The following is a 24,795-nucleotide window of genomic DNA, read 5'->3' as shown; positions in this document are numbered from 1 at the left end:
GTCAGTCCGTGCGCGTTCATCAGCAAAGCAATTTGCAGCCGGTTAGCCGTGCCTCCGCTATGGCAATTAGATGATAGGTTTCGGGTATCCGTCGCAGCCGCAAACGGATAATCCCGCGCCGTGCCAGCCCCTAAGCTGCACCGCGCACTCTTTTCGCCGGTCATGGATCATGCCACGTTTTGCGTGCGGCTTTCGAGCCATGCGATTATATCGGCTTCGCGCCAGCCCACAGCGCGCTTGCCCAGCTTGATTGGTTTTGGGAAGTCGCCTTCGGCCATCATGGCGTAGAGGGTCGAACGGGAAAGCCCGGTGACGCGCTCTACATCGGGGCGTCGATATACTGCTGCTCGCATTTATTTTTCTTCCGTATTGCAGGCTGTAACAATCCTCACATGAGACTTGTCACAGAAGGGTTGGCATGCAAAAACGGTGTTAGGAAACGTCCGATCAAGATTTTCCTAACACCATCCCGTGACGTTGTTAGCGCAACGTTACGGGATGCCTTACTCTTGCATTACACAGCTTCGGCACAAGCAGAGTAGCAACTCTACCACCCACAGCAACTGTTTTCCGGTGTTTTCAGCCAGTGGAACTGCGGAAGTCTCGCTTGCTTAATTTCAAAAAGCCCTTGATCTATATTTAATTTAACAATTTCAGAATCTTACATTGACTGACAGCAAGATACGCTGCCCAAGCCTCCATCAGTTCCCCCCGCTTTTCGAATAAATCCGACCGGGCATAAGCCGCTTCGGCCTTGTCCTTGACCATATGAGCCAGCGCCGCCTCGGCGACTTCACGCGGAAAATTGGTCTGTTCCTGCGACCACGTGCGGAATGACGTGCGAAAACCATGCACATGCACGTCAAAGCCTTGTTCCTTCACCAACTTGGTCAACGTCATATCGGACAACGGCTTGTCCCGGATAGACGGAAACACCAGCCCCGATACACCACGCAAAGCCTCAGCCTCGCGTAAAATTTCCAAGGCACGGCACGACAATGGCACGCGATGCGGCTTTTTCATTTTCATGCGTTCCGCTGGGATGGACCAAGTAGCGGATGTAGCGGTTGTAGCAGTGTTACCGCCCTGAAATTCGATTTCATCCCATAACGCGCCGCGCACCTCACCCGAACGGGTTGCGGTCAGAATGAGAAACTCCAGAGCCAACTTTGTTGCAGGCCATGCGTTTGATGCCTGAACCGCCTTGATGCAGCCTGACACCTCGGAATAGGGCAACGCTTTACGATGCTCTTGGGCGTTGCTATGCTTTGGCAACGCCTGACTGATATTCTCAGCTGGGTTATCTTGTCGCCACCCCTGCGCCACAGCCCATTTCATAATGGTGCCTATACGTTGCCGCACCCGTCGCGCAGTCTCGGGCTTTTCCAGCCAAATCGGTTGCAGCACGCCCAGCACATCGCCGGTTGTCACCTCTGCCACTTTGCGCGCGCCAATCTTGGGAAAGGCATAAGCTTCCAATGTGCTGATAAACTGCGCCGCGTGCTTTTCATTGCGCCACGTCGGTTTGTGCATTTCGTGAACCTTGCGCGCCGCCTCGGTAAAGGTAAGCACCGCCTGCGCCTCGCGCTTGGCCTGCAACGGATCACCACCGGCCCGCGCTTGTTTCTTGTTTGCCAGCGCCGCCTCGCGCGCCTCGGCCAAGGAAACGAATGACGCGCCACCCAACCCTATGTCACTACGCTTGCCGCGAATGGTGATGCGCTGCACCCATTGCTTAGAACCATTGGGCTGCACCAGAAGAAACAGACCATTGCCATCTGAGTATTTGCCCGGTTCCGTCACTTGACGCACAAACACAGCGGACAAGGCTTTTTCGGGGTGACGTTTACCGCCTGTAGTCGCCTGCACCATTCCCGCTTTCCTCCAACTATTTACCCCACAATCTTTCCCACACTTTTTGTGGGATGTAAACGGAATACATCGGAACAAATAGGACAAAAGATCAGATAAAATTATTGTTTTACATATACTTACAGGAACACTACGGATGCACTAGGAAAAGTAATAGGCGGACTGAGCTTCCGCCAATAAAATCAATCCGTTGACGCAGGTCATTGCAGAGCTTCGCGCGGGGCGAAGAGGCTCGCCGCTCGGCAAACGACTACAATATCTCGTTGCGTTGGAGCGACCGTGGCACGGCGTTGTGACGCAAACCCGACAGGGTTCACTCCATAATCCCGACAGGGTTCAATCCCGAAACCCGACAGGGTTCAGTTCATCGGCAGGCTCACAGAGGCCTCAAACCCCGATGCGCCGTCCGAACGGGGTGAATTGAGGACAAGCCGCCCCCCGATACGATCCGCAATCGCCGCGACAATCGCAAGCCCAAGGCCGCTTCCATCCTGCCCGGCCCCCGCGCGCTCGAACCGCGCAGTCAGGCGGCCCAGCGTTTCCGCAGGCACCACAGGGCCGTCATTGGCAACGATCAACCGCCCCTCTTGTGTCACCCTCACGGCAACCGGCGCATCCCCGGAGCCGTGACGCAGCGCATTCTCCACGAGATTTCGGCACAGGATCGCAAAGGCGTCCGGATCAAGGTCCGACAGGAGCGGCGCATCCGGCAGGCTCAGCACGAGACGGCCCGGAGCGAGAGGTCGCGCCAGATCCTCAACCACGATGCGCGCAACAGGACGCAGGTCTGCGGACCGCTCCAACCGCAGCCGCCCACCTTCGGCGCGCGCCAATTGCAAGAGCCGTTCAGACAGACGCGTCAGGCGTTTGAGCGTCGCCTCGATCTCTGCGGCACGACGCATTACCTGCGGGTCCGAGGTTTCCGAACGCAGTCGCTGCGCCTGCGCGATCGCCCCGGCAAGCGGTGTTCTCAACTCGTGCGCGGCATTGGCTGCAAAGCTGCGCTCGGCCTCAAAAGCGGCATTCAGACGTTCGAGCAATACATTAACGGTGGCCGCTATGGGGCTGATTTCTGAGGGCATATCCTGCGCCGGAACAGGCGACATGTCTCTGGCGCTCCGAGCCTCAAGACGTTCCCGGAACCGGCGCAACGACGCGAGGCTCGCCCGGACCGCAAGAATGATCGCCAGCAATGCAACCGGAACCACGATCAGCAATGGCAACCCAAGGCCCATCTGGATGTCACGCGCCACCGACGCGCGATACTTCAGAGGTTCCGCGACGGTGATCCGCACAGTGCCCTGAACCGCGTCTTCGTTATAGAGTCTATGGGTCGCGGTCTCGCGAAACCCAGATCCGTCCCAGACCGGAAACACAGCAGCGTCCGCAGCATGCGATTGCAACAGGATCCGCCCCTCGGCATCGCGCACGACATACGTCAAGAATTCATCATGGACGCGGATCGCCCCAAGGCGTTGAGTGACCCCGTCATCTTCGCGCCCGACAATATCAACCACCGCCAACGGCAAGAGGCGCTGCGCAGTCTCTTGCAGGGCCGAGTCAAAGATCGCGTCCATTTCGCTGCGCAGGATCACCGCTGTGACCGAAGCCGCCGCGCTCCAGAGCAGCGTCAGCAATAGGCCTAGCGACAGTGCCAGCCGAGTCTCGAGGCTGCGCAGCCGCCTCATGCCTTGCCCAGTCGGTAGCCTAGGCCGCGTTCAGTCTCGACAATTCCTGCGCCCAGCTTCTTGCGCAGGCGGCTGACATGGACCTCTATGGTGTTGCTCTCCACCTCTGCGTCATAGGCATAGAGCTTGTCCTCCAGTTGCGCCTTGGACAAAAGCTGTCCGGGGCGGGCCAGAAACGCCTCGAACAGCGCCCATTCGCGTGCTGTCAGTTGGATAGGTTTTCCGCCGCGATGAACGCTACGGGCGGCCAGATCAATATCCAGCGGGCCATGCGTCACGATCGGATTGGGATTGCCGCTGTACCGCCGCGCAACAGAGCCAATCCGCGCCGACAATTCGGCGAGATCAAACGGCTTGACCAGATAGTCGTCAGCCCCCGCGTTCAGCCCCTCGATGCGGTCCGACACCTGATCGAGTGCGGTCAGGATAATCACCGGCGTCACCTCCCCACGCGCGCGCAGCGTCTTGAGAAAGCCGATGCCGCGGCCATCCGGCAGCATCAGATCCAACAGGATCAAGTCAAACGCCGCGCCGCGCACCGCATCGCCCGCCGCATCCAGCCGGGTGACCCAATCGACGGTCTGCCCGTCGCTGGCGATTTGGTCGCGCACGGCGGCCCCCAGAACCGTATCATCCTCAATCAGCAGAATGCGCATCTTTGCCCCTATTATCCGTGCCTGTGCCCCTCACTCGTCCGTCTGGCTTACATGATACTGACGCCAAAGGGTCTACTGCTTCAGGTTCACGTCAGTTTCGTCGCGCATGACCTGTTTCAAGATGGCCGCAACGAGGAGTTTGGCCCATGAAGATGACATTGACAATTCTCAGCTTTCTCGCGGTCATTCCCGCTGGGATGGCGTTGGCCAGCGACGACTGTTTTGTGCCGATGGCCGACTGGCAACCGCGCGATGCCGTGGCCCGTCTCGCCGCTGAAAACGGCTGGACCGTGCGCCGGATCAAGATCGACGACGGCTGCTATGAAATTGACGGGCGCGACGCCGATGGTCGCCAGATCGAAGTGACGGTTCATCCCGCCACGCTTGCGGTGATCGAGTTCGAATATGAGGATGACGACGACGGTCGCTTGCACCGCGACGGCAAGGATCGCAAAAATGACTGATCTCGCATCCCATAGAACCAAGGTTCGGACGGTCCGGGTCTGGGACCCGCTGGTGCGGATTTTTCATTGGTCCCTTGTTGTGGCCTTTGCCATCGCATGGCTCAGCGCAGAGGAGCTTTCGACCGTCCATGAGATCGCAGGCTATGGGATCGCGGCGCTTGTCGCGTTTCGCCTTGTCTGGGGGCTCATCGGCAGCCGCTACGCACGCTTTGCCGGTTTCATAAAGGGCCCCGACGCGACACTGGCCTATCTGGGCGACATGGTTCGTGGCAAAGAGCGGCGCTATCTGGGTCACAACCCTGCGGGCGCGGCGATGATCGTGGCCCTGCTCGTCACGCTGTCGGGCACAGCGTTCAGCGGCTGGCTTCTCGAAGAGCCGGATCGCGTTGCTATGCTGCCAGAGGTGCCGCAGATCGTGGCCCCCGCCTTTGCCGATGGGGACAACGAATCCGGCAAGGGCAGCGAGGACATGCTCGAAGAGGTACATGAGGTTTTTGCCAATCTGATGCTTTTCTTGGTGGCGCTGCATGTGGGCGGCGTCGTCCTTGCCTCATTCCGACATAAGGAGAACCTCGCCCGTTCCATGGTGACTGGCGACAAGCGTGAGCCCGGTCCAGACGATATCGTCTGACCGGACCCTGCGACCTCTCCAAGGCCGACGGTCCCATCGGCCCACTTGGCCCCGTACTCCAGGCGGGGTCATTTTTCTTCCTGACGCCAAGCTGAAGAGAGAATCGCCACCCCGTCAGGGAGCCCTCAGGTCGAGCCTCCAGATTGGCTCAAGCAGATGAAAAGGAGACACTGCCATGAAAAAGATCCTGACACTTCTTGTCGCCTCGACCGCGCTCACTGCCGCCATTGGTGTTCCGGCTTGGAGCGCGATGCGCGCCTCTGAGGGCGAAGACCTCTGGCCGCTCGCCGCGCTTTTTGACGACGGGTCGCAAGCGCTGCCGCTCCTGCGCGTTAGCGGTGACGACGATGACCGTGATCACGACGAAGACGACGACGAGGAGGATGATGACGAGGGCGAGGGCGACGACGACGACGACAATGGTCGCGATGGCGCTCGCAATCCCGCGCCCGCCGGAACGGTCACGCCGCCGCAGAACGGTCTCTTCGGCACCGGCGCCCCGCCACAAGTCAAGGTGAACTAAACATCGCTGCGGCGCTGCGCCCGCGTTCAATCTTTATCTTTGAATTCAAAGGACCGACGAAATGAAATCACTTCTTGCAACCCTCGCGCTGACAACGGCCCTGACCATGCCCGGCCTGGCCATGGCGCGACCGGTAACACTGACCACCACCCTCAACAGCTATGGCGGCGACGGTGCCTATCTCGCGCTTTATGTGACCGATGCCTCTGGTGCCTATGCCGGTAGCCTGTGGATGGCCGGTGGAAAATCAAAATATTACAAGCACCTGACCGATTGGCATCGTGCCACGGCTGGCGACGCAGCTCAGGTCAACGGCATCACAGGGGCCAGCGTCGGCGCGGGCCGGACGCTTGAGATCACGCTCGACCTTGCCGATGCGCTGTTTGATGCGGGCTACACGCTCCATATCGACGCCGCCGTCGAGGACATGCGCGACAGCCCGAACGAAGTCGCTGTGCCGCTGACGACCCAAGGGGCAGGCATGCCCACGAAAGGCCGCCGCTACGTCGCCAGCTTCGCCTACGACATGTGAGGAGACAGGGCCATGATCCGCGCATTCCATCGTTGGCCGGGTCTCTTGGCCCTGGCCCTTGTCACGGTGCTCAGTCTGAGCGGCGCGGCCTTGTCGGTCTTTCCCGCCGCTGACCGGCTTGCAGCGCAGCAGGTCGAGGCGGGCCTGAACATGGCCACGCTCGCCACCCGCATTCAGATCGCCTATCCCGGCGTCGAACAAATCCGTCGCGCGCCCTCTGGTCAGATCACCGCCTACTGGTTCGATCTGGGTGCGCCCGGTGCCGCCGTGATTGATCCCGCAACAGGAATGGGCGTCGCTTCTGCCGACCCTAATCCAGTGGAACGCTGGCTCACCAACCTGCACAGATCACTGTTTCTGGGGGACGGCGGCCGCATCGCAATGGCGGTTGGGGCGGCGGCGATGTTTGTTCTGTCACTCACGGGCGCGGCGCTGGTTATGCGGCGCACCGGAGGCTGGCGTCGCTGGTTCGCGCCGCTGCGCGGTCCGCTTTCGCATCGGCTGCATGTCGAGATTGCGCGCATCGCGGTGGCGGGCCTTTTCCTGTCGTCCATCACTGGCTTGTGGATGACGGCCTCGACCTTTGGTCTCTTGCCGGAGGCGGACAGCACACCGGCCTTTCCGGCGGATGTGAGTGGCCAAACCGATGTGGCCTTTTTCGACATGCCGACGCTGGTCAATACCTTGGTCACAGATCTGCGCGACCTCAGCTTTCCCTATCCCGGTGACGCATCGGACGTCTTCACCCTCAAGACCGACCAAGGCACCGGATATATTGATCAGGGCACGGGCGCGCTCCTGACTTGGGCTGATCCGAACGGATTAGAGCGCGTGTCGGAAACGATCTACATGCTCCATACCGGTCAGGGCGCGGCAGCCCTCGGGCTGGCACTGGGGCTGATGGTGCTTGGCGTGCCTGCGATGGGGGGGACCGGTGTTCTGATCTGGCTTGCAGGCCGGCGTGGACGCCCCCGCATTCGTGGCAATCAGCGCGCAATCCACGCCGATACGATCCTGCTCGTCGGCAGCGAAGGCGGCAGCACATGGGGCTTTGCCGCAACGCTGCATGCCGCGCTCACGCAAGCTGGACAAAAGGTCCACACAGCGCCCATGTCGGCATTCGCGCCGGGCAGCTATGCCAACGCCGCTCGGATCATCGTGCTGGCTGCAACCTATGGCGATGGGGCCGCACCGGCCTCGGCCAAGGGATTTCTCGACCGGCTCAAGGATCTCGACGGCGCAGCCCTTGCACCGCTCGCCGTACTTGGCTTTGGCGACCGCAGCTTTCCGGCCTATTGCGCCTTTGCCGAGGCCGTCGCAGCGTCGGCCGAGGCACAAGGCTGGCCGGACCTGCTGCCCCTCGACACCGTGGATCGCCAATCGCCGCAGGATTTTGCACGCTGGGGGCGGACCCTTGGGCAGGCCTTGGGGATCGACCTTGATCTCGTCCATGATCCAATCCGGCCCCCGGCAGAAACCCTGACCTTGGTGTCGCGGCGTGACTATGGCGCAGAGGTGCAGGCCCCAACTGCAATCCTGCGCTTTGCCCTGCCGCGCGCATCGCTCTGGGACAGGCTGACTGGGGCGGGCTTTGCCCGGTTTCACGCAGGCGACCTGATCGGCATCCTTCCCGAGGGCAGCCTCCTGCCCCGCCTCTATTCGCTCGCTTCTGCGCGCCGCGACGGGTTCCTTGAAATCGTGGTCAAGAAACATCCAGGCGGCCTGTGCTCTGGTCAACTCAACGCGCTGGAACCGGGCGACACCATTAGCGCCTTTCTCCGCCGCAACCCCGGCTTTCAGCCGGGACGGGGCCGCACCCCGCTGATCCTGATCGGCGCGGGCACCGGCATCGGGCCGCTGGCGGGGTTTGTGCGCGGGAACGCGCGACAGCGTCCTATCCACCTCTTTTTCGGCATGCGCCACCCAGACAGTGACTTCTTCTATAGTGACGAAATACCGACATGGCAGAAAGACGGTCGGCTAGCCCAACTGGTTACCGCTGTCTCACGCGGGGCGCGCCCCAACTACGTGCAAGACGCCCTGCGCGGCGACGCCGCCGAGGTCGCCCGGCTGATCAGGGATGGCGCCCGCGTGATGGTCTGTGGCGGGCGCGATATGGCCGCAGGCGTCGCCGACGCGCTGACCGACATACTCGCGCCAACCGGGCTGACCCCTGCGGTGCTCAAGGCGGAGGGTCGATATGTCGAAGATGTCTACTGAACAACAGCGCTTTGCCTTGAACGGCCCGACGATGGGCACCCGCTGGACGGCGCTCTTCTTTGCCCCAACCGGCCTTGACCCTGCCCCTGTTCAGATCGCCCTGCAATCCGCCGTCGATTGCGTGGATGCGCAGATGTCGACCTGGAGACCCGACAGCGACCTCACGCGCCTCAACGCCGCCCCAGTGGGAACATGGGTGCCAGTGCCGGAGCATCTGCGCCGCGTTTTGCTGCTCGGTCTCGAGATCGGGCGGGCCTCTGGTGGCGCATTCGACATTTGTATGGGCGATGCGGTCACCGCTTGGGGTTTCGGGCCCGAGACCGCCACCCCCGACCGCATCCGCATGGCCATGACACGCAAACGCACGTCGGCACAGGACGCGCTCGACATAAGCGAAATCGGCATCCGCAAATCCGCGCCTGTATCCATCGACCTCAATGGCATCGCCAAAGGCTACGGCGTTGATCGTCTGGCCGACACTTTGCAGGCGCAGGGGATCAACGCAGCCCTTGTCGGCATCGACGGCGAGATGCGGGCGTTGGGCCTTCGACCGGATGGGACGGCTTGGACCATCGCGGTAGAGAAGCCGGACTCCACGCGCCGCGCAGCACAGTCCATCCTTGCGCTGGAGAATGCCGCCGTCGCGACCTCTGGCGACTACCGCCATTGGGTCGAGGTGCAGGGACGCCGCCTGTCGCACACCATGGACCCGCACCGGGGCGCCCCCCTGATCGCCGCTCCGGCCTCGGTGACGGTCGTCACCCCAAGCTGCGCCGAGGCCGACGCTTGGGCGACGGCCCTCATGGTACTTGGGCCGCAAACAGGCGCACGCAGGGCCGAAGAGCGCGGACTCGACGCCCTCTTCCTGCTGCGCCATGATGCAGGCGAGGTGACAGAGGTCAGAGTCGGCCCGCTTTTCTCACACGACCCGGTGGCAGGTGCCTCAGGCATAGGAACGTGAACGGCATGGAGAACATCGGCACGGACCGGTTCAAGACGGCGCTCCTGCTCTTCGCCGTGGCTGGATTGATCGCCGGTCTCGGGATCTATGCCGCGGGCCAGCAGCATCTCGCGTCCCTCGCATGGACCGCCGGGGTCACGCCCGTCCTCGCCACCCTCGTGGTTGAAATCCTGCGCAGCCTCAGGCGCGGCGAGGTTGGACTCGACATCGTGGCGGCGCTGTCGATGACAGCGGCCCTTGCGTTCGGCGAGACACTGGCAGCCGCAGTCGTCGCGGTGATGTTCTCCGGCGGAACCTTTCTCGAGAGCTTCGCCGAAGGACGTGCCCGCCGCGAAATGCACAGCCTCTTGGCGCGCGTGCCCCGCACAGCCACCCGACACCGCAATGGCGGATTCGAAGAGGTGCCTCTCGACGCCATAGAACCGGGCGACCGACTGCTGATCCGTCAGGGCGATGTGGTGCCTGTGGATGGCAATCTGGTCTCTGAGTCCGCCTTTCTTGATCGATCCGCCATCAGCGGCGAATCGTTGCCCCTGCGCGTGTCGCGCGGCGCAGAGGCGCTGAGCGGGTCAACCAATGCCGGCGACGCCTTCGACCTCGTGGCGACTCAACGCGCGGCTCAGAGCACCTATGCTGGCATTGTGCGGTTGGTCGAAGAGGCGCAACGCTCCAAGGCCCCGATGTCACGGCTGGCCGACCGCTGGTCCCTGGGGTTTCTGGCGGTTACGGTCGTCATTGCCTGTGCCGCATGGTGGCTCACCGGCGATCCGATTCGCGCCGTCGCCGTGCTGGTCGTGGCGACCCCCTGTCCGCTGATCCTCGCAGTTCCGGTGGCCCTTGTCGCGGGCCTGTCGCGTGCCGCGCATTTCGGGGTTCTGATCAAGGGTGCCGGACCATTCGAGACCATGGCGCGCATTCGCACCCTCATTCTCGACAAGACCGGCACCCTGACCGACGGACGACCGCAGATCGTCGCAATCGAGAGCCGGGATAGCATGTCCCAAGACGAAATCCTGCGGCTGGCCGCAGCGCTCGATCAGGCCTCCAAACACCCTGTCGCACAGGCGCTTGTCACCGCCGCCAAGGCGCGTGGCCTCCTGCTGCCGATCCCGTCCGAAGTTGCAGAGGTTCCCGGCGAGGGTGTGATCGGACTGGTCGAAGGTCACCAGGTCAGTGTTGGGGGCATAGGCTTTGTGAGCCACCATACCGATACCGGATCTAGCGGCCATCCCGCGCTTGCGGCTGGGTCCGTGCTTGTCGCACTCGCCGTTGACGGGCGCATGGCCGGGCATCTGGTGATGTCCGACCCTCTGCGCGCGGGCACCGGGGCGATGCTCGACAGCCTGCGCCGTGGTGGGATCAGCCGCATCCTGCTGGCCACGGGTGACCGGATCGAGGTGGCAGAGCGCATAACCAAAGGGCTCGGTCTCGACGGTCTGCGCGCTGGCCTCACGCCGGATCAAAAGGTCTTGCTGGTTCTCACCGAGCGCAAGAACGGCCCGGTGATGATGGTCGGTGACGGCGTGAACGATGCACCAGCCCTCGCGGCGGCCGATGTCGGCGTTGCAATGGGCGCGCGGGGCGCAGCGGCCTCGGCAGAGGCGGCCGATGTCGTGCTGCTCGTTGACCGGATTGACCGGATCGGCCCCGCGCTCGATATCGCGCGGGCCTCCCGGCGGATTGCCATCGAAAGCGTGGTCGCCGGGATCGGCCTTTCGGTACTCGGCATGATTGCCGCAGCCTTCGGATATCTCAGCCCGGTGCAAGGCGCGCTCTTGCAAGAGGCGATCGACGTGGCCGTGATCCTGAATGCCCTGCGCGCTCTGCGGATCACGCCACAAGACCCCGCAACATCCGGCGTCGACACCAAAGACAGGACGGCGTTCTGACACCTGAATGATCCAGCCCGGACCGCCCCCGACACGGCGTCAGGCGTCAGGTCCGCCCCATTTATGGCTTACCACGCATCGCCGCGCGCAGGGCATCGGCCAAGGCCCCCTGCCCGGCCTGCGCCTCAGGCTTGGGAGCGTGCGCCGCCTCAACCTTTGGTCGCGCGCGGCCATCTGGTTTGCCAGCCTTTGACGGCTTGGCCCCAGCAGCCGCCTCCCGGACCCGCGCCTCCGGCGCACTGCCGTCCTTGCGCATGCTGAGACCGATGCGTTTGCGGGCGACATCGACCTCGGTCACGCGCACCTTGACCACATCCCCCGCCTTGACCACCTCATGCGGGTCCTTGACGAACCGATCGGCCAACTGGCTGACATGCACCAACCCGTCCTGATGCACGCCAATATCGACAAAGGCACCAAACGCCGCAACATTGGTCACAGTGCCCTCCATCATCATGCCCGGTTTGAGATCCTTGATGTCATCCACACCATCGGCAAACCGCGCGGTGACAAAGCTTGGGCGCGGATCGCGACCGGGTTTTTCCAGCTCTGTCAGGATGTCTCGCACCGTGGGCAGACCGAATTTGTCATCCACGAAATCCTCGGCCCGCAAACCATTCAGCGCCTCGGGCGTGCCCATGATGGCGCGAATATCCCGCCCGCAGGCCTTCACGATCCGGCGCGCCACGCCATACGCCTCGGGGTGAACGGACGTGGCGTCCAGAGGCTCGGCACTGTCCCGGATGCGCAGAAACCCGGCGCATTGCTCGAACGCCTTGGGGCCCAGCCCCGACACCTTCAAGAGCGCCTTGCGCGACGGGAACGCGCCCTCGGCGTCGCGATGCGCCACAATCGCTTGGGCCAAGGACGCCCCCAGCCCTGCCACCCGCGCCAAGAGCGGGGCCGAGGCCATGTTGAGATCGACACCGACCGCGTTCACCGCATCCTCGACCACGGCATCGAGCGTCTGCACCAGCCGCCGCTGATCCACGTCATGCTGATACTGCCCCACACCAATCGACTGCGGCGTGATCTTGACCAGTTCGGCCAGCGGGTCCTGCAACCGCCGCGCAATCGACACCGCGCCGCGCAGGCTGACATCGAGACCGGGAAATTCCTGCGCCGCCAGTTCCGAGGCGGAATAGACCGAAGCCCCCGCCTCGGACACGATCACGCTCATCGGCCGCTTGGCCCCCTGCGGCAAGAGCTTGAGCGCCTCCGCCACCATCCGCTCCGTCTCGCGGCTGGCAGTTCCGTTGCCGATGGCAATCAATTCCACGCCATGCTTGCGGACGAGGTCCAGCACCATAGCCTGTGCCCCGCGCAGATCGTTTCTGGGCTGGAACGGATAGAGCGTCGCGGTCGCAAGCAACTTGCCCGTGGCATCCACCACCGCCGCCTTGACGCCCGTGCGGATGCCGGGATCAAGGCCCAGCGTGGCACGTGGCCCAGCCGGGGCCGCCAGCAACAAATCCTTGAGATTGCGCGCGAAGACCGTGATAGCCTCATCATGGGAACGCTTGCGCAACTCGCCCATCAGATCGACATACATCGAAAGGCTCAGTTTGACCCGCCAGGTCCAGGCGGCCACATTCCGCAACCACATATCCCCCGGACCCTTGCCCGGAATACCGATGGCCGCCTCGATCATGGCCACGGCACGCGGCGCGCCGGTGTCGGGATCGGGGGCGATATCCAGCGTCACGATCTCTTCCTTCGCCGCGCGCAGAATGGCCAAGGCGCGGTGCGAGGCGATCTTTGACCAAGGCTCGCGGTGATCGAAGTAATCCGAGAACTTGGCCCCCGCCTCTTCCTTGCCCGGCAGCACGCGCGCGCTGATCATCGCCTCGGCGCGCATGAACGCGCGCAAGCGGCCCAGAAGCGTGGCATTCTCGGTCAATTCCTCGGCCAGAATGTCGCGCGCGCCCTCCAGCGCCTCTTTCACGGTCGTCACAGTCTCATTGAGATACCCTGCGGCCAATTCTTCGGGCACCGCAGACCGCTCGGCCAGAATCGCCCGCAACAGCGGCTCCAGCCCGTTTTCGCGCGCGATCATCGCCTTGGTGCGGCGCTTGGGTTTGAAGGGCAGGTAAATATCCTCGAGCACCGCCTTGGTTTCGGCCCCGGCGATGGCACGCGCGAGCGGCTCTGTCAGCTTGCCCTGATCCTTGATCGAGCTAAGGATGACCGCGCGCCGCGCCTCCAATTCGCGCAGATAGGTCAGGCGCTCGGCCAGATTACGCAATTGCGTATCGTCCAGACCGCCCGTCACCTCTTTGCGATAGCGGGCAATGAACGGCACCGTCGCCCCCCCATCCAAGAGCGTCACGGCAGAGGCCACCTGCGCCGGGCGTGCGTCGATTTCGGTGGCGATGAGGCGGGCGATGCGCTCGGCTGTGTCTGTCACTCTGGACTCCCTCGGATGATCTGAGAGATCAGTGATAGTCTCTGCGCGCCGGGACGCCAAGAGGGCGAGGCGGGATCAGATGGCTTCCGGCAGGTTTGGGCCGCGCTGCGGATAGCTCTCTTGCTCCGGCAATCCAAAGTATCGCGGTGCAAGCGCCACATCTGCCAGCGTGAAATCGTCGAATGTCTTGAGGAAATTGCTCAGCGCCAAATTCAGAACGATCGGCAAACGACAGCCTTTTGTGACCCGACAGGCATTATCCGGCAGGAAACATTCCGCCAGAGCAAAATCCGGCTCCGTCTTGCGCAAAAGCTGCCCGAGATTGATTTCATTGGCGGGCCTAGCCAGCCGAAACCCTCCACTCCGCCCGCGCACACCTTCCAGAAATCCCTCATGGATAAGCCCGAGCACCACCTTCTTGAGATGCGCGCGCGAAATACCATAGAGGTTGGATGTCTCTTCTATCGTCGTCAGTTGCTTTGGCTTCAACGTCGCCGCATACAAAAGAACACGCAAGGAATAATCTGTAAACTTTGTTAGACGCATCTCAGGCTCCCGTTACTGTACATGATCCTGAAAGACCGGAGTTTGGCAAGAGGCTGCGGCTGCGACATATACCTCATTAAAGAGACATTTAGATTGATCCATATCAAGATCGACTCGCGTCGGCTTTGGTAAGGTCTGACTCATGAAACGGATCACTGCCCCCTTCATGCTCTGCCTGCTGCTGGCGCTCTCCATGGCGCTCGGCGGTATTGCCGCGGGCCGTGCCGCAGGCCGTGCGGTGCTTGAGGCGACCCTTACAGAACTGGTGATCTGTGCCGATGGCGAGGGGCATGAAACCGTCCATCTCACCCGCGATGGCACCCCTGTGGATCTGCCGAACTGCACCAAGATGCTCTGCGACCACTGCTTGCAGGCTGGCGCGCAGGCGACCCTTGGCACCGCCGTATCCCACGTGGGCGTGGCCCGTGAAACCGCCGGCACCGCCCTGCCCGGCACCGCCCTGCATCACCCCAGCACCGTCTTGCAGCCGCGCAGTCGCGCGCCCCCGGCCCTGCTGGCCACTCTATGAAAGTCTTCTCAATGCCCCGCGCCTGCCTCGATCCGACGTGCCGCACCATTGGCTTCTTTGTGGTGTGGGCCATTGCCATCTGGATCATCCTGATGACCTCCGTCACGGCGGTTCAGGCGCAATCCCCGTATCTCGCAACCTATCTGACGGACGTGCCCGCCGCGACGCTGGTCGACGGCGCCGACAGCTATGGCGCGATGCGCAGCGACCTGCCCGTGGCCCCGGTGCTGCGCGGCGGAGAAACCATTGGCTGGGCCTTCATCACGTCCGATTTCGTGGGCACAACAGGATATTCCGGCAAACCCATTCATGTGATGGTCGCCGTCGGCCTTGATGCCAAACTGACCGGCGTCAAGCTGGTCAAACACTCCGAACCCATCGTCCTGATCGGCATCCCCGAGGCGAAAGTGAAAAAGCTGGTGGCGGATTTCATCGGCCTCGATCTGGTGGCCGAGGCCGAAGCAGGCGGATCGGCGCATGAGTTGGACATCATTTCCGGCGCGACCGTCACCATCATGGTGATCGACGATTCGATCACCCGTTCGGGCATCCGGGTAGCACGGGCGCTCGCGCTGGGCGGCCTTGCACCGCTCACCGCCCCCTCTGGCCCGAAGTTCGAACTGAACCTCGACGCAGAGGCCGCCGACGACTGGTTTACCCTCACCGGGGACGGCACCCTGCGCCGCATGTCGCTGGATGTGGGGCAGGTCAACGCCGCCTTTGCCGCGATGGACGATCCCCGCGCCGCCGCCCGCCCGATCACCGCGCCCGACGGCGACACCTATATCGACATGTATGCCACGCTCATCAGCGTGCCCGCCATCGGGCGGCAACTCTTGGGCGAGGCGGAATACGCCAACCTGACCAACTGGCTGGACGAGGGCGAGCATGCGATCCTTGTCGCCGCCCGTGGCCTCTATTCCTTCAAGGGCTCAGGCTATGTGCGCGGCGGCGTGTTCGACCGCATCATTCTGGTGCAGGGCGAGGATTCCGTGCGCTTTCGCGACCGGGGTCATCGCCGCGTGGGCGAGATCATGGTCGATGGCGTGCCGATGCTCTCGGAAATGGATATCTTCAAGATCCCCGCAGATGCTGGCTTTGACCCCGCAGAGCCGTGGCGCCTGCAACTGCTGGTGCAGCGCGATGTCGCCGCGATCGAACGGGTCTTTACCACCTTCGACCTAAGCTATCAGGTGCCCGCACCCTACCTGCGCGTCCTTGCCGCCCCGGCCCCGGCTGCCCCGCTGGCGCAAGTGTCCGATACCGAGAGCGCCGCCCAAACCGCCCTCTGGACTCGCATCTGGCGCGACAAGACCGTCGAAATCGTGGGGCTTGGCGTCATGCTGACGATCCTCACCCTCGCCTTCTTCTTTCAGAGCTATCTCGTGCGGTCTGAGCGGATCACAACATGGTTCCGCATGGGGTTTCTCACGGTCACGCTGGTCTTTCTGGGCTGGTATGCCAATGCGCAGCTTTCGGTCGTCAACCTGATGGCGCTCTTTGGCGCGCTGACCACGGATTTCAGCTGGCAGGCGTTTCTGCTCGATCCGCTGACCTTCATCCTCTGGTTCGCGGTTGCGGCCTCACTGATCTTTTGGGGGCGCGGGGCCTATTGCGGCTGGCTCTGCCCGTTCGGCGCGCTGCAAGAGCTGACCAATCGCATCGCACGCAAATTGGGCGTGCCGCAATGGACCCTGCCATGGGGCTTGCATGAACGCCTCTGGCCGATCAAATACATGATCTTCCTCGGGCTTTTCGGTGTCTCACTCGCCTCGATCGAACAGGCCGAACATCTGGCCGAAATCGAGCCCTTCAAGACCGCCATCGTGCTCAAATTCGCCCGCGCCTGGCCCTTTGTCGCCTATGCGCTGGCACTCCTGGCGGCGGGCCTCTTCGTCGAGCGGTTCTATTGCCGCTACCTCTGCCCGCTTGGCGCCGCCCTCGCCATCCCCGCCCGGCTGCGCATGTTCGATTGGCTCAAGCGCTACCGCGAATGCGGCAACCCCTGCCAGACCTGCGCCCATGAATGCATGGTGCAGGCCATCCATCCCACTGGCGAAATCAACCCGAACGAGTGCCTGAACTGTCTGCACTGTCAGGTTCTCTACCAGTCGGAGACCAAATGTCCGGTCGTCATCAAAAACGTGAAGCGCCGCAAAAGCGCCTCTGACAGCGCGGCAGCGTTGGACCGGATGATCGCAAACCACCCAAACATGAAGAAAGGACAATGATCATGTCAACCGATGCCAAGAAAACCGGGATCAGCCGCCGGGGCCTGTTGGGCGCCACCGCAGGCGGCGCCGCTGCCCTCGGGGCCATGGGAGCTTCGCGCATGGCGCTTATCGGCGGGGCCGCAGGTGTGGCAACCGCCGCGGCGACCACCCCAACCACAGCCACAGCCGCCGCCGCCTCGTCGCATCTCGCCCCCGGCGAACTCGATGAATATTACGGCTTCTGGTCCTCGGGCCAGACCGGCGAGGTCCGTATCCTCGGTATCCCGTCGATGCGCGAATTCATGCGGATTCCCGTGTTCAACCGCTGTTCGGCCACCGGTTGGGGCCAGACCAACGAATCCCTCAAGGTGCTGACCGACGGCATGTCCGAGCGCACCAAGAACTACCTCGCCGCCAATGGCAAAAAGGTGCATGACAATGGCGACCTGCACCACGTCCACATGTCCTTCACCGAGGGCAAATACGACGGGCGGTTTCTCTTCATGAACGACAAGGCCAATACCCGCGTCGCACGCGTCCGCCTCGATGTGATGAAGGCTGACAAGATCCTCGAAATTCCGAACGCCAAGGCGATCCACGGTCTGCGCCCGCAGAAATGGCCACGCACCAACTATGTCTTTGCCAATGGCGAAGATGAGGGCCCGATGGTCAACGATGGCAAGATCCTCGATGATCCGTCGCAATATGTGAACTTCTACACCGCCATCGACGCCGACAAGATGGAAGTGGCGTGGCAGGTGATGGTCTCGGGCAACCTCGACAACACCGATGCCGATTATGAGGGTAAGTACGCGTTTTCGACCTCCTACAACTCGGAAATGGGTATCTCTCTGGCCGAAATGACCGAATTCGAGCGCGATCACGTTGTTGTCTACAACCTGGCTGAGATCGAAAAGGGCATCGCCGAGGGCGACTTTATCGAGCTGAACGGCGTCAAGGTCATCGACGGGCGCAAAGGCCAGAACAAGAACTACACCCGCTATATCCCGGTGCCCAACAACCCGCATGGCTGCAACATGGCCCCCGACAAGATTCACCTCTGCATCGCGGGCAAACTCTCGCCCACCGTCACGGTGATCGACGTGCGCAAACTCGATGCGGTGTTCTTTGACGGGGCCGATCCGCGCTCTGTCGTGGTGGCCGAACCGGAATTGGGCCTCGGGCCGCTCCACACCGCCTTTGACGGCAAGGGCAACGCCCTGACCACGCTCTTTCTCGACAGCCAGATCGTCGTCTGGAATATCGAGGACGCGGTCAAGGCCTATGCGGGCGAGAACGTCGATCCGATCCGCTCCAAGGTGGATGTGCATTACCAGCCCGGCCACAACTCGACCTCGATGGGCGAGACGCTGGACGCGGATGGCAAATGGTTCATCTCGATGAACAAATTCTCCAAGGACCGGTTCCTGAACGTGGGCCCGCTCAAGCCTGAGAATGAACAGTTGTTCTCAATGGACGGCTCCAATCTCACGCTTCTGCACGACAGCCCGACCTTTGCCGAACCGCATGACAGCATCATCGTCCACCGCTCTGTCGTGAACCCGCGCAACAACTGGGACCGCAACGATCCGATGTGGGCCGAGACCCGCGCGCAGGCCGAAAAGGACGGTGTAAATATCGACGATTGGGCGGATACGATCATTCGCGACGGCAACAAGGTGCGCGTCTACATGTCAAGTCAGGCGCCGTCGTTCAGCCTTGAGAGCTTTACCGTCAAGGAAGGCGATGAGGTCACGGTCATCGTCACCAATATCGACGATATCGACGACCTGACGCATGGCTTCTGCATGGGCGATCACGGTGTTGCCTTTGAGATCGCGCCGCAGGCCACCGCCTCCGCCACTTTTGTCGCGGCCAAACCGGGGGTTTACTGGTACTATTGCCAGTGGTTCTGCCACGCGCTGCACATGGAAATGCGCGGTCGTATGTTCGTTGAACCGAAAGGCGCCTGAGCCATGTTGCGCGCTCTCCTCGGCCTGATCCTGTTTCTCGGCGTGGCGACCTCGGTCACCGCCGCCGAACGGCATGTTCCGGCAGAGACCGGGGCGCTTGCCATTGCCATCGCCGGGGCCATGCCCGGCGATGTGCTCACCCTCGCACCGGGCCAGCACGCAGGCCCGGTGACACTCGAGCATCCCATAACACTGAACGGACAGGGCAAGGCCACCATTGACGCCGGCGGCACTGGCAGCGTGATCACCATCACCGGCAGCGATATCACCGTGCGCGGCCTTACCCTGACCGGATCGGGCAGCGACCATGACGCCATCGACAGCGGCGTCCAGATCACCCGGACTGCGGCGCGCGTGCTGGTCGAGGATAACGACATCCTCGGCAATCTCTACGGGGTCGATGTGCATGGCCCCAAGGGTGCCACCGTGCGCGGCAACCGCATTGTCGGGCGCACCGATCACCATATGAACAGCCGTGGCAATGGCGTTTATGTGTGGAATGCGCCGGGCACCGTCATCGAGGATAACGACATCCGCCTTGGCCGCGACGGCATCTTCGTGAACGCCTCCAACGACGGCATTTTCCGCCGCAACCTGATGCGCGACCTGCGCTTTGCGGTGCATTACATGTATGCAAACAATTCCGAAGTGTCGGGCAATATCTCGATCGGCAATACGCTGGGTTTTGCACTGATGTTCTCGAACCGCATCATCGTGCATGACAATCTCAGCCTCGCGGACCGCAGCCACGGTCTCATGCTCAACTACGCCAACAACGCCGATATTCGCGGCAATCTGGTGCGCGGCGGCCCCGAGAAATGCACCTTCATCTACAACGCCCACCGCAACCTGATCTACGACAACCGCTTTGAGGGCTGCGAGATCGGCATCCACTTCACCGCCGGATCGGAACGCAACGCCATCACCGGCAACGCCTTTGTCGGCAACCAAACGCAAGTGAAATATGTGGGCACCAAGCATGTGGAATGGAGCCATGACGGGCGCGGCAACTACTGGTCGGACCATCCCGCCTTTGATCTGGATGGCGACGGCATCGCCGATGCCAGCTTTCGGCCCAATGACCTCATGGATCACATCCTCTGGTCCCAACCCGCCGCCAGCCTCCTGATGGGTGCGCCCGCCGTGCAACTGATCCGCTGGGGTCAGAAACATTTCCCCGCCTCCCTGCCCGGCGCCGTGCTGGATAGCGCTCCCCTGATGCGACCCGTCACCGTGACGGTGCCAGACCACATCGCCGCGATGGAGGCCAGCGCCATGGCCACCGCGCGCAACAGAAAGACAGATGATGAACAGTTTGACCCTCTCGCACGTCACTAAGGTCTATGATGGCGTGACCGCCCTCGACGCCGTGGGCTTTACCGTGGCCCCCGGCGAACGGGTGGCGCTCTTGGGCCATAATGGCGCTGGCAAATCCACGCTGATGAAGATCATCCTTGGCCTCATCCCCGCCACCTCTGGTCAGATCGAGGTATTGGGCGCCGCCCCCGGCAGTCCGAGCGCCCGCGATGGCACCGCCTATCTACCCGAAAACGTGGCCTTTCACCCGGCCTTGACGGGGCTGGAGCAAATCCGCCTCTACCTGCGCCTGCGCGGCTGCGACCCGGCACAGGCGATGGATTTGCTGAGCCGCGTTGGATTGGACGACGCCGCCCGTCGCCGGATTGGCACCTATTCCAAGGGCATGCGCCAGCGGGTCGGTCTAGCGCAGGCCCTGATCGGTCAGCCACGCCTCTTGATCCTCGACGAGCCGACCAGCGGGCTTGATCCGGTGTCACGCCGCGACTTCTACACCATTCTCGACAGCTTGGCCTCTGAGGGGGCCGCGATCCTGCTCTCGTCCCATGCCCTGACCGAGGTCGAGGCCCGCACCGACCGGATCGTGATCCTGTCCGGGGGGCGCCTCATGGCCAATGACACGCTTACTGCCCTGCGCCGTCAGGCTGCCCTGCCCATCCGGCTTCAGGTCTCAGCGCGTCCGGGGGCAGCGGATGAGGTGGCCGCGCAACTCTCAGGCGGGCGGCGCAATGGCGTCATGGTCGATCTGACCTGCGCCCATGATGAGAAACTGACCCGGTTGGGCGATATCGCCGCCCTGCATGACCTGATCGACGATGTCGAGATCATCCCGCCCAGCCTCGAAGACCTCTACAGCCATTTCAGTCGGAGAGATGACCAATGACCGCCCTTATCCGCCCCGTTATGGCCCTTGGGTCCACCGAATTCCGCATCGCTCTCCGCAACCGGTGGGTAACGATCACCGTTGTTCTGATGGCGCTCTTTGCCCTCGTCCTCTCAGCCGCAGGCAGCGCCCCCACGGGCGATGTGGGCGTGGATGCGCTCTCGGTCACAGTGGCCAGCCTCACATCTCTTGGCGTCTATCTGGTGCCGCTGATGGCGCTTTTGATGGCCTTTGACGCTGTGGCGGGCGAGGTCGAGCGCGGCACGCTCTCGCTCACGCTCACCTATCCGGTGTCACGCTCGGGCATCCTCTTGGGCAAGTTCGCGGCGCATCTGGCGGTGCTGACGATTGCCGTGGGCGCAGGCTATGGGCTGGCTGCCATCACAGCTCTTGCAACCGACCCCGAGGCGGTGACAGGCCTGCCAGCGCTCCTGCGCCTCTTCTGGTCTTCGATCCTCTTGGGCGCGGTGTTTCTCGCCTTGGGCTATGCGCTCTCGTCCATCGCGCGGCGTCCGGGAACAGCGGCAGGGCTTGCCATTGGCGTCTGGCTTGCCCTCGTGGTGCTCTACGATCTGGGCCTCTTGGCGGCCGTGGTGGCCGATAGCGGCGGGGCGTTTACCACCCGCGCCCTGCCATGGCTCTTGCTGGCCAATCCCGCCGACGCCTTCCGCCTCTACAACCTTGCCGCCTCCGAGGCGACCGCAGCGGCCTCTGGCCTTGGTGGCGCGGCCCAGACCATTCCGGCAGCCCATGCCCTGATCTCGGTCCTGCTCTGGCCAATTGCAGCCTTTGGACTGGCGGTCGCCGCCCTTCGGAGGGTCACGCCATGAGGTTTCTATTGATTGCCATTCTCCCCCTCGCCCTTGCCGCCTGCAAGGAAGAAGCAGCGACCCTCCCCGACCCGGTGTCCCTCACGGCCGAAGCCGTCGGCCATTACTGCCAGATGGACCTGCTCGAACATCCCGGTCCCAAGGCGCAGGTGCATCTTGAGGGGCTGGATCACCCGCTCTTTTTCAGTCAGGTGCGCGACGCCATCGCCTATCAGCGTATGCCTGAACAGAGCCACGCCATCACCGCCATCTACGTCAACGATATGGCCGCCGCCACCAGTTGGGACCAGCCCGGCGCCGAGAACTGGATCGACGCCACGGCGGCGCATTACGTGATCGGCTCGGATGCAACGGGCGGCATGGACGCGCCGGAACTGGTGCCTTTCCTCACCGCCCAAGACGCCACCGCATTTGCAGAGGCGCGCGGCGGGCATGTCCTGAGGCTGGCAGAGGTGGCGGATGCCGATGTGCTCTCGGCCGTGCCGATCGTCACCAGCACCACGGACCGCGCCGAAGAGGACGATTTCGAGGCACGGCTCAACCAACTGTCCCGTGAAAGGCAGAACTGACATGACCCTCTCTCGCCGCCGTTTCCTGAGCATCTCCGCCGCAACGCTCGCCTTTGGCCACAGGGCTCAGGCGACGCCACTTTATCGCTGGCAGGGCACCGCCCTTGGCGCACGCGCCACGATCACGCTCAGCCATCCTGCGGCGGAGCGGATCACCAAGAGCGCCCGCGCCGAGATTGAACGGCTGGAACAGGTCTTCAGCCTCTACCGCGCGACCTCTGCGCTCAGCCAGCTCAACGCCACCGGTCATCTCGCCGCGCCGCCTTTCGAGTTGCTGGATTGCCTGTCTCTGGCCGCTGCCGCGCACCGCGCAACAGGCGGGCTCTTTGACCCAAGCGTGCAACCGCTCTGGGATCTCTACGCCCGCAGTTACAGCGCGGGCCATGCCCCCGCAGAGGCTGACATCGCCACCGCCCGCGCCTATGGAACATGGGCCGATCTGCGCTATGACGCCGATGCCATCTCCCTGCGCCCCGGCATGGCGCTCACGCTCAATGGCATCGCACAGGGCTATATCGCCGACCGCATCGCCCATCTCTTGCAGGCCGAAGGGTTGAGCGACATCCTGATCGACACCGGCGAATTGCGCGCCCTTGGCGGCAATCCGCAGGGCGGTGACTGGCCGGTGACGCTCGACGCGCCCGACCGCCCGCAAATCGGGCTGCGCGACCGCGCTCTGGCCTCCTCCGCGCCTTTGGGCACCGTCTTTGATGCAGACGCCACAGCAGGCCATATCCTCGATCCCCGGACCGGCAAACCCGCAACACCACGCTGGCACCTCATCAGCGTCACCGCCGACAGCGCAGCACTCGCCGACGCCCTCAGCACCGCCATGTGCCTGATGTCAAAAGAAGAAATAGACGCCGCAGCTTCCTCTCTCAACGGCGCAAAGGTGGTGCATCTCGCCCCCACCTGAGCCAGTTTCTCACGCGCTCTTGAGCCGCTCCAACAACGCGCGCATGAAATCATGCCCTGCCTCGAACTGTGCCACGGTGATATACTCATCCGGCTGATGCGCCTGCGCAATGTCGCCGGGACCACAGATCACCGCAGAATACCCGCGCTCCTGAAACTGCCCGGCCTCGGTGCCGTAGCTGACCACATGGCGCCCATTGTCGCCGGTGATCTGCCGCACCAAACCCTCTGCCGCGCCCGCCTCTTCGGGTTTCAACCCCGGCACCTGAAACTTGGGCCGCAGATCAATCCGGGCATCCGGATGCACCGCCCGCATGTCGGCCTCGGCCTCAGCCACCCGCGCCTCGAACCGCCGCCCCCAGTCTTCCGGGTCCTCACCCGGCACAACCCGGAAATCCATGCCGAACCGGCAATCCTTGGCGGTGATGTTATGCGCCGTGCCACCCACGATGGTGCCCACATGCAAGGTGGTCCAGGGCGGCTCGAACATCGACGCCAGTTCCGAAGGCCTGCGCGCGCGGTTCTCGGCGTTCTGAACATTGGCCCAGTCGATCAAGGGCGCCGCCGCCATGATCGCATTGACCCCGCGATGCATGATCGAGCTATGCACCTCGAACCCCACCATATGCACCTCATAGCCCAGCCCGCCCTTGTGCCCCGTCACCGCCTGCATCATCGACGGCTCGCCGATGATCGCCAGATCCGCCCGCGGCAGCACCTCCAGCATCCGCTCGATCATCGGCGGCGCACCGACACAGCCCACTTCCTCGTCATAGCTCAGCGCCAGTTGCAGGGGCCGCGCCACACCGGCGTGCTGCGCCTCGACCAGCGCCCAGATCGCCAACGCGTCAAACCCCTTCATGTCACAACAGCCGCGCCCGAAATATTTGCCGTCGCGCTCCACCACGGCAAAGGGATCGCTGGCCCAAGGCTGACCATCCACCGGCACCACATCGGTATGACCGGAGAGGACGACACCGCCCGCCACCTCCGGCCCGACATGCGCGAAAATAGCCGCCTTCTCGCCGGTCTCGTCATAATGGCGATGCGAGTCTATCCCGTGACTGCTCAGATAATCCTCGACCCAGTCAACCAACGGCAGATTGCTGTCCCGGCTAACAGTGGGAAAACCCACCAGCCGTTCCATGATTTCGAACGGCGTCCAACGGTCTGCCAT

22 protein-coding genes are annotated in these 24,795 nt (G+C 62.9%); 15 read left to right on the top strand and 7 right to left on the bottom strand.

Features of this window, described 5'->3' with window-relative positions; all coding sequences use genetic code 11:
• Positions 1-167 precede the first annotated feature (167 nt).
• The 4 genes from ACSSVY_RS08110 to ACSSVY_RS08095 form a co-directional block, all read right to left on the bottom strand.
• Positions 168-353: a helix-turn-helix transcriptional regulator gene (locus ACSSVY_RS08110; RefSeq protein WP_454268904.1), complete on the bottom strand. Its 186-nt coding sequence runs from the start codon at positions 351-353 to the stop codon at positions 168-170.
• A 286-nt stretch (positions 354-639) separates the two neighbouring features.
• Positions 640-1,959 carry a tyrosine-type recombinase/integrase gene (locus ACSSVY_RS08105; RefSeq protein WP_454268902.1) on the bottom strand — a complete coding sequence of 440 codons (1,320 nt, stop codon included), beginning with the start codon at positions 1,957-1,959 and terminating at the stop codon, positions 640-642.
• Between the two features lie 272 nt (positions 1,960-2,231).
• Entirely contained in the window at positions 2,232-3,560 is a 1,329-nt protein-coding gene (locus ACSSVY_RS08100; protein WP_454268900.1) for an ATP-binding protein, read from the bottom strand.
• Positions 3,557-4,216, bottom strand: coding sequence for a response regulator transcription factor (locus ACSSVY_RS08095; RefSeq protein WP_454268898.1), 660 nt, complete (start codon positions 4,214-4,216; stop codon positions 3,557-3,559). Before ACSSVY_RS08095 ends, ACSSVY_RS08100 begins: the two co-directional genes overlap by 4 nt.
• 146 nt (positions 4,217-4,362) lie before the next feature.
• Between ACSSVY_RS08095 and ACSSVY_RS08090 the strand changes: the two genes are divergently transcribed.
• The 7 genes from ACSSVY_RS08090 (at position 4,363) to ACSSVY_RS08060 (ending at position 11,436) form a co-directional block, all read left to right on the top strand.
• Entirely contained in the window at positions 4,363-4,680 is a 318-nt protein-coding gene (locus tag ACSSVY_RS08090) for a PepSY domain-containing protein (RefSeq protein WP_454268896.1), read from the top strand.
• Entirely contained in the window at positions 4,673-5,311 is a 639-nt protein-coding gene (locus tag ACSSVY_RS08085; RefSeq protein ID WP_454268894.1) for a cytochrome b/b6 domain-containing protein, read from the top strand. The genes ACSSVY_RS08090 and ACSSVY_RS08085 overlap by 8 nt, the downstream gene beginning before the upstream one ends.
• A 175-nt stretch (positions 5,312-5,486) precedes the next feature.
• A complete protein-coding gene (locus tag ACSSVY_RS08080) occupies positions 5,487-5,834 on the top strand; it encodes a hypothetical protein (protein ID WP_454268892.1) in 348 nt (115 codons plus the stop codon).
• Between the two features lie 61 nt (positions 5,835-5,895).
• A complete protein-coding gene (locus ACSSVY_RS08075) occupies positions 5,896-6,366 on the top strand; it encodes a DUF2271 domain-containing protein (RefSeq protein ID WP_454268891.1) in 471 nt (156 codons plus the stop codon).
• Between the two features lie 12 nt (positions 6,367-6,378).
• Positions 6,379-8,586, top strand: a complete 2,208-nt coding sequence (locus ACSSVY_RS08070) for a PepSY domain-containing protein (RefSeq protein WP_454268890.1) — start codon at positions 6,379-6,381, stop codon at positions 8,584-8,586.
• Positions 8,567-9,547 (top strand): FAD:protein FMN transferase, encoded by a 981-nt coding sequence (locus ACSSVY_RS08065; RefSeq protein ID WP_454268889.1) that lies wholly within the window; start codon positions 8,567-8,569, stop codon positions 9,545-9,547. Before ACSSVY_RS08070 ends, ACSSVY_RS08065 begins: the two co-directional genes overlap by 20 nt.
• 5 nt (positions 9,548-9,552) lie before the next feature.
• Complete coding sequence (locus tag ACSSVY_RS08060; RefSeq protein WP_454268946.1) at positions 9,553-11,436, top strand: heavy metal translocating P-type ATPase; 1,884 nt, start codon at positions 9,553-9,555, stop codon at positions 11,434-11,436.
• A 61-nt stretch (positions 11,437-11,497) separates the two neighbouring features.
• Here the strand turns inward: ACSSVY_RS08060 and ACSSVY_RS08055 are convergent, their stop codons facing one another.
• A complete protein-coding gene (locus tag ACSSVY_RS08055) occupies positions 11,498-13,843 on the bottom strand; it encodes a Tex family protein (RefSeq protein WP_454268888.1) in 2,346 nt (781 codons plus the stop codon).
• 75 nt (positions 13,844-13,918) lie between these two features.
• A complete protein-coding gene (locus ACSSVY_RS08050; RefSeq protein ID WP_454268887.1) occupies positions 13,919-14,389 on the bottom strand; it encodes an RrF2 family transcriptional regulator in 471 nt (156 codons plus the stop codon).
• A gap of 142 nt (positions 14,390-14,531) precedes the next feature.
• Between ACSSVY_RS08050 and ACSSVY_RS08045 the strand changes: the two genes are divergently transcribed.
• The 8 genes from ACSSVY_RS08045 to ACSSVY_RS08010 are packed head-to-tail and all read left to right on the top strand — an operon-like array spanning position 14,532 to position 23,619.
• Entirely contained in the window at positions 14,532-14,918 is a 387-nt protein-coding gene (locus tag ACSSVY_RS08045) for a hypothetical protein (protein ID WP_454268886.1), read from the top strand.
• An 11-nt stretch (positions 14,919-14,929) separates the two neighbouring features.
• The gene (locus tag ACSSVY_RS08040) at positions 14,930-17,149 is read left to right on the top strand and encodes a 4Fe-4S binding protein (protein ID WP_454268885.1); all 2,220 of its coding nucleotides are present in this window, start codon (positions 14,930-14,932) and stop codon (positions 17,147-17,149) included.
• 2 nt (positions 17,150-17,151) lie between these two features.
• On the top strand, positions 17,152-19,104 hold the full coding sequence (gene nosZ / locus ACSSVY_RS08035) for a TAT-dependent nitrous-oxide reductase (protein ID WP_454268884.1): 1,953 nt from the start codon (positions 17,152-17,154) through the stop codon (positions 19,102-19,104).
• Between the two features lie 3 nt (positions 19,105-19,107).
• Positions 19,108-20,442: a nitrous oxide reductase family maturation protein NosD gene (locus ACSSVY_RS08030; RefSeq protein WP_454268883.1), complete on the top strand. Its 1,335-nt coding sequence runs from the start codon at positions 19,108-19,110 to the stop codon at positions 20,440-20,442.
• On the top strand, positions 20,411-21,304 hold the full coding sequence (locus ACSSVY_RS08025) for an ABC transporter ATP-binding protein (protein ID WP_454268882.1): 894 nt from the start codon (positions 20,411-20,413) through the stop codon (positions 21,302-21,304). The genes ACSSVY_RS08030 and ACSSVY_RS08025 overlap by 32 nt, the downstream gene beginning before the upstream one ends.
• The gene (locus ACSSVY_RS08020) at positions 21,301-22,134 is read left to right on the top strand and encodes an ABC transporter permease (protein ID WP_454268881.1); all 834 of its coding nucleotides are present in this window, start codon (positions 21,301-21,303) and stop codon (positions 22,132-22,134) included. Before ACSSVY_RS08025 ends, ACSSVY_RS08020 begins: the two co-directional genes overlap by 4 nt.
• Positions 22,131-22,703 carry a nitrous oxide reductase accessory protein NosL gene (locus ACSSVY_RS08015; RefSeq protein WP_454268880.1) on the top strand — a complete coding sequence of 191 codons (573 nt, stop codon included), beginning with the start codon at positions 22,131-22,133 and terminating at the stop codon, positions 22,701-22,703. The genes ACSSVY_RS08020 and ACSSVY_RS08015 overlap by 4 nt, the downstream gene beginning before the upstream one ends.
• Before the next feature lies 1 nt (position 22,704).
• Complete coding sequence (locus ACSSVY_RS08010) at positions 22,705-23,619, top strand: FAD:protein FMN transferase (RefSeq protein ID WP_454268879.1); 915 nt, start codon at positions 22,705-22,707, stop codon at positions 23,617-23,619.
• Between the two features lie 9 nt (positions 23,620-23,628).
• On the opposite strand, the gene argE is transcribed toward ACSSVY_RS08010, so the two are convergent.
• Positions 23,629-24,795: an acetylornithine deacetylase gene (gene argE / locus ACSSVY_RS08005; RefSeq protein WP_454268878.1), complete on the bottom strand. Its 1,167-nt coding sequence runs from the start codon at positions 24,793-24,795 to the stop codon at positions 23,629-23,631.

The organism is Roseovarius sp. MBR-51, from assembly GCF_053628575.1.
Note: the sequence above shows the minus strand (reverse complement) of the source record. Positions and strands in the feature narration are given on the sequence as shown.

Coding starts and splice junctions, on each gene's coding strand:
- ACSSVY_RS08010 (WP_454268879.1), top strand. CDS start 22,705: ATGACCCTCTCTCGCCGCCGTTTCCTGAGCATCTCCGCCGCAACGCTC.
- ACSSVY_RS08110 (WP_454268904.1), bottom strand. CDS start 353: ATGCGAGCAGCAGTATATCGACGCCCCGATGTAGAGCGCGTCACCGGG.
- ACSSVY_RS08075 (WP_454268891.1), top strand. CDS start 5,896: ATGAAATCACTTCTTGCAACCCTCGCGCTGACAACGGCCCTGACCATG.
- ACSSVY_RS08060 (WP_454268946.1), top strand. CDS start 9,553: ATGGAGAACATCGGCACGGACCGGTTCAAGACGGCGCTCCTGCTCTTC.
- ACSSVY_RS08025 (WP_454268882.1), top strand. CDS start 20,411: ATGAACAGTTTGACCCTCTCGCACGTCACTAAGGTCTATGATGGCGTG.
- ACSSVY_RS08085 (WP_454268894.1), top strand. CDS start 4,673: ATGACTGATCTCGCATCCCATAGAACCAAGGTTCGGACGGTCCGGGTC.
- ACSSVY_RS08050 (WP_454268887.1), bottom strand. CDS start 14,389: ATGCGTCTAACAAAGTTTACAGATTATTCCTTGCGTGTTCTTTTGTAT.
- ACSSVY_RS08020 (WP_454268881.1), top strand. CDS start 21,301: ATGACCGCCCTTATCCGCCCCGTTATGGCCCTTGGGTCCACCGAATTC.
- ACSSVY_RS08095 (WP_454268898.1), bottom strand. CDS start 4,216: ATGCGCATTCTGCTGATTGAGGATGATACGGTTCTGGGGGCCGCCGTG.
- argE (WP_454268878.1), bottom strand. CDS start 24,795: ATGGCAGACCGTTGGACGCCGTTCGAAATCATGGAACGGCTGGTGGGT.
- ACSSVY_RS08065 (WP_454268889.1), top strand. CDS start 8,567: ATGTCGAAGATGTCTACTGAACAACAGCGCTTTGCCTTGAACGGCCCG.
- ACSSVY_RS08080 (WP_454268892.1), top strand. CDS start 5,487: ATGAAAAAGATCCTGACACTTCTTGTCGCCTCGACCGCGCTCACTGCC.
- ACSSVY_RS08040 (WP_454268885.1), top strand. CDS start 14,930: ATGCCCCGCGCCTGCCTCGATCCGACGTGCCGCACCATTGGCTTCTTT.
- ACSSVY_RS08090 (WP_454268896.1), top strand. CDS start 4,363: ATGAAGATGACATTGACAATTCTCAGCTTTCTCGCGGTCATTCCCGCT.
- ACSSVY_RS08100 (WP_454268900.1), bottom strand. CDS start 3,560: ATGAGGCGGCTGCGCAGCCTCGAGACTCGGCTGGCACTGTCGCTAGGC.
- ACSSVY_RS08070 (WP_454268890.1), top strand. CDS start 6,379: ATGATCCGCGCATTCCATCGTTGGCCGGGTCTCTTGGCCCTGGCCCTT.
- ACSSVY_RS08045 (WP_454268886.1), top strand. CDS start 14,532: ATGAAACGGATCACTGCCCCCTTCATGCTCTGCCTGCTGCTGGCGCTC.
- ACSSVY_RS08030 (WP_454268883.1), top strand. CDS start 19,108: ATGTTGCGCGCTCTCCTCGGCCTGATCCTGTTTCTCGGCGTGGCGACC.
- ACSSVY_RS08015 (WP_454268880.1), top strand. CDS start 22,131: ATGAGGTTTCTATTGATTGCCATTCTCCCCCTCGCCCTTGCCGCCTGC.
- nosZ (WP_454268884.1), top strand. CDS start 17,152: ATGTCAACCGATGCCAAGAAAACCGGGATCAGCCGCCGGGGCCTGTTG.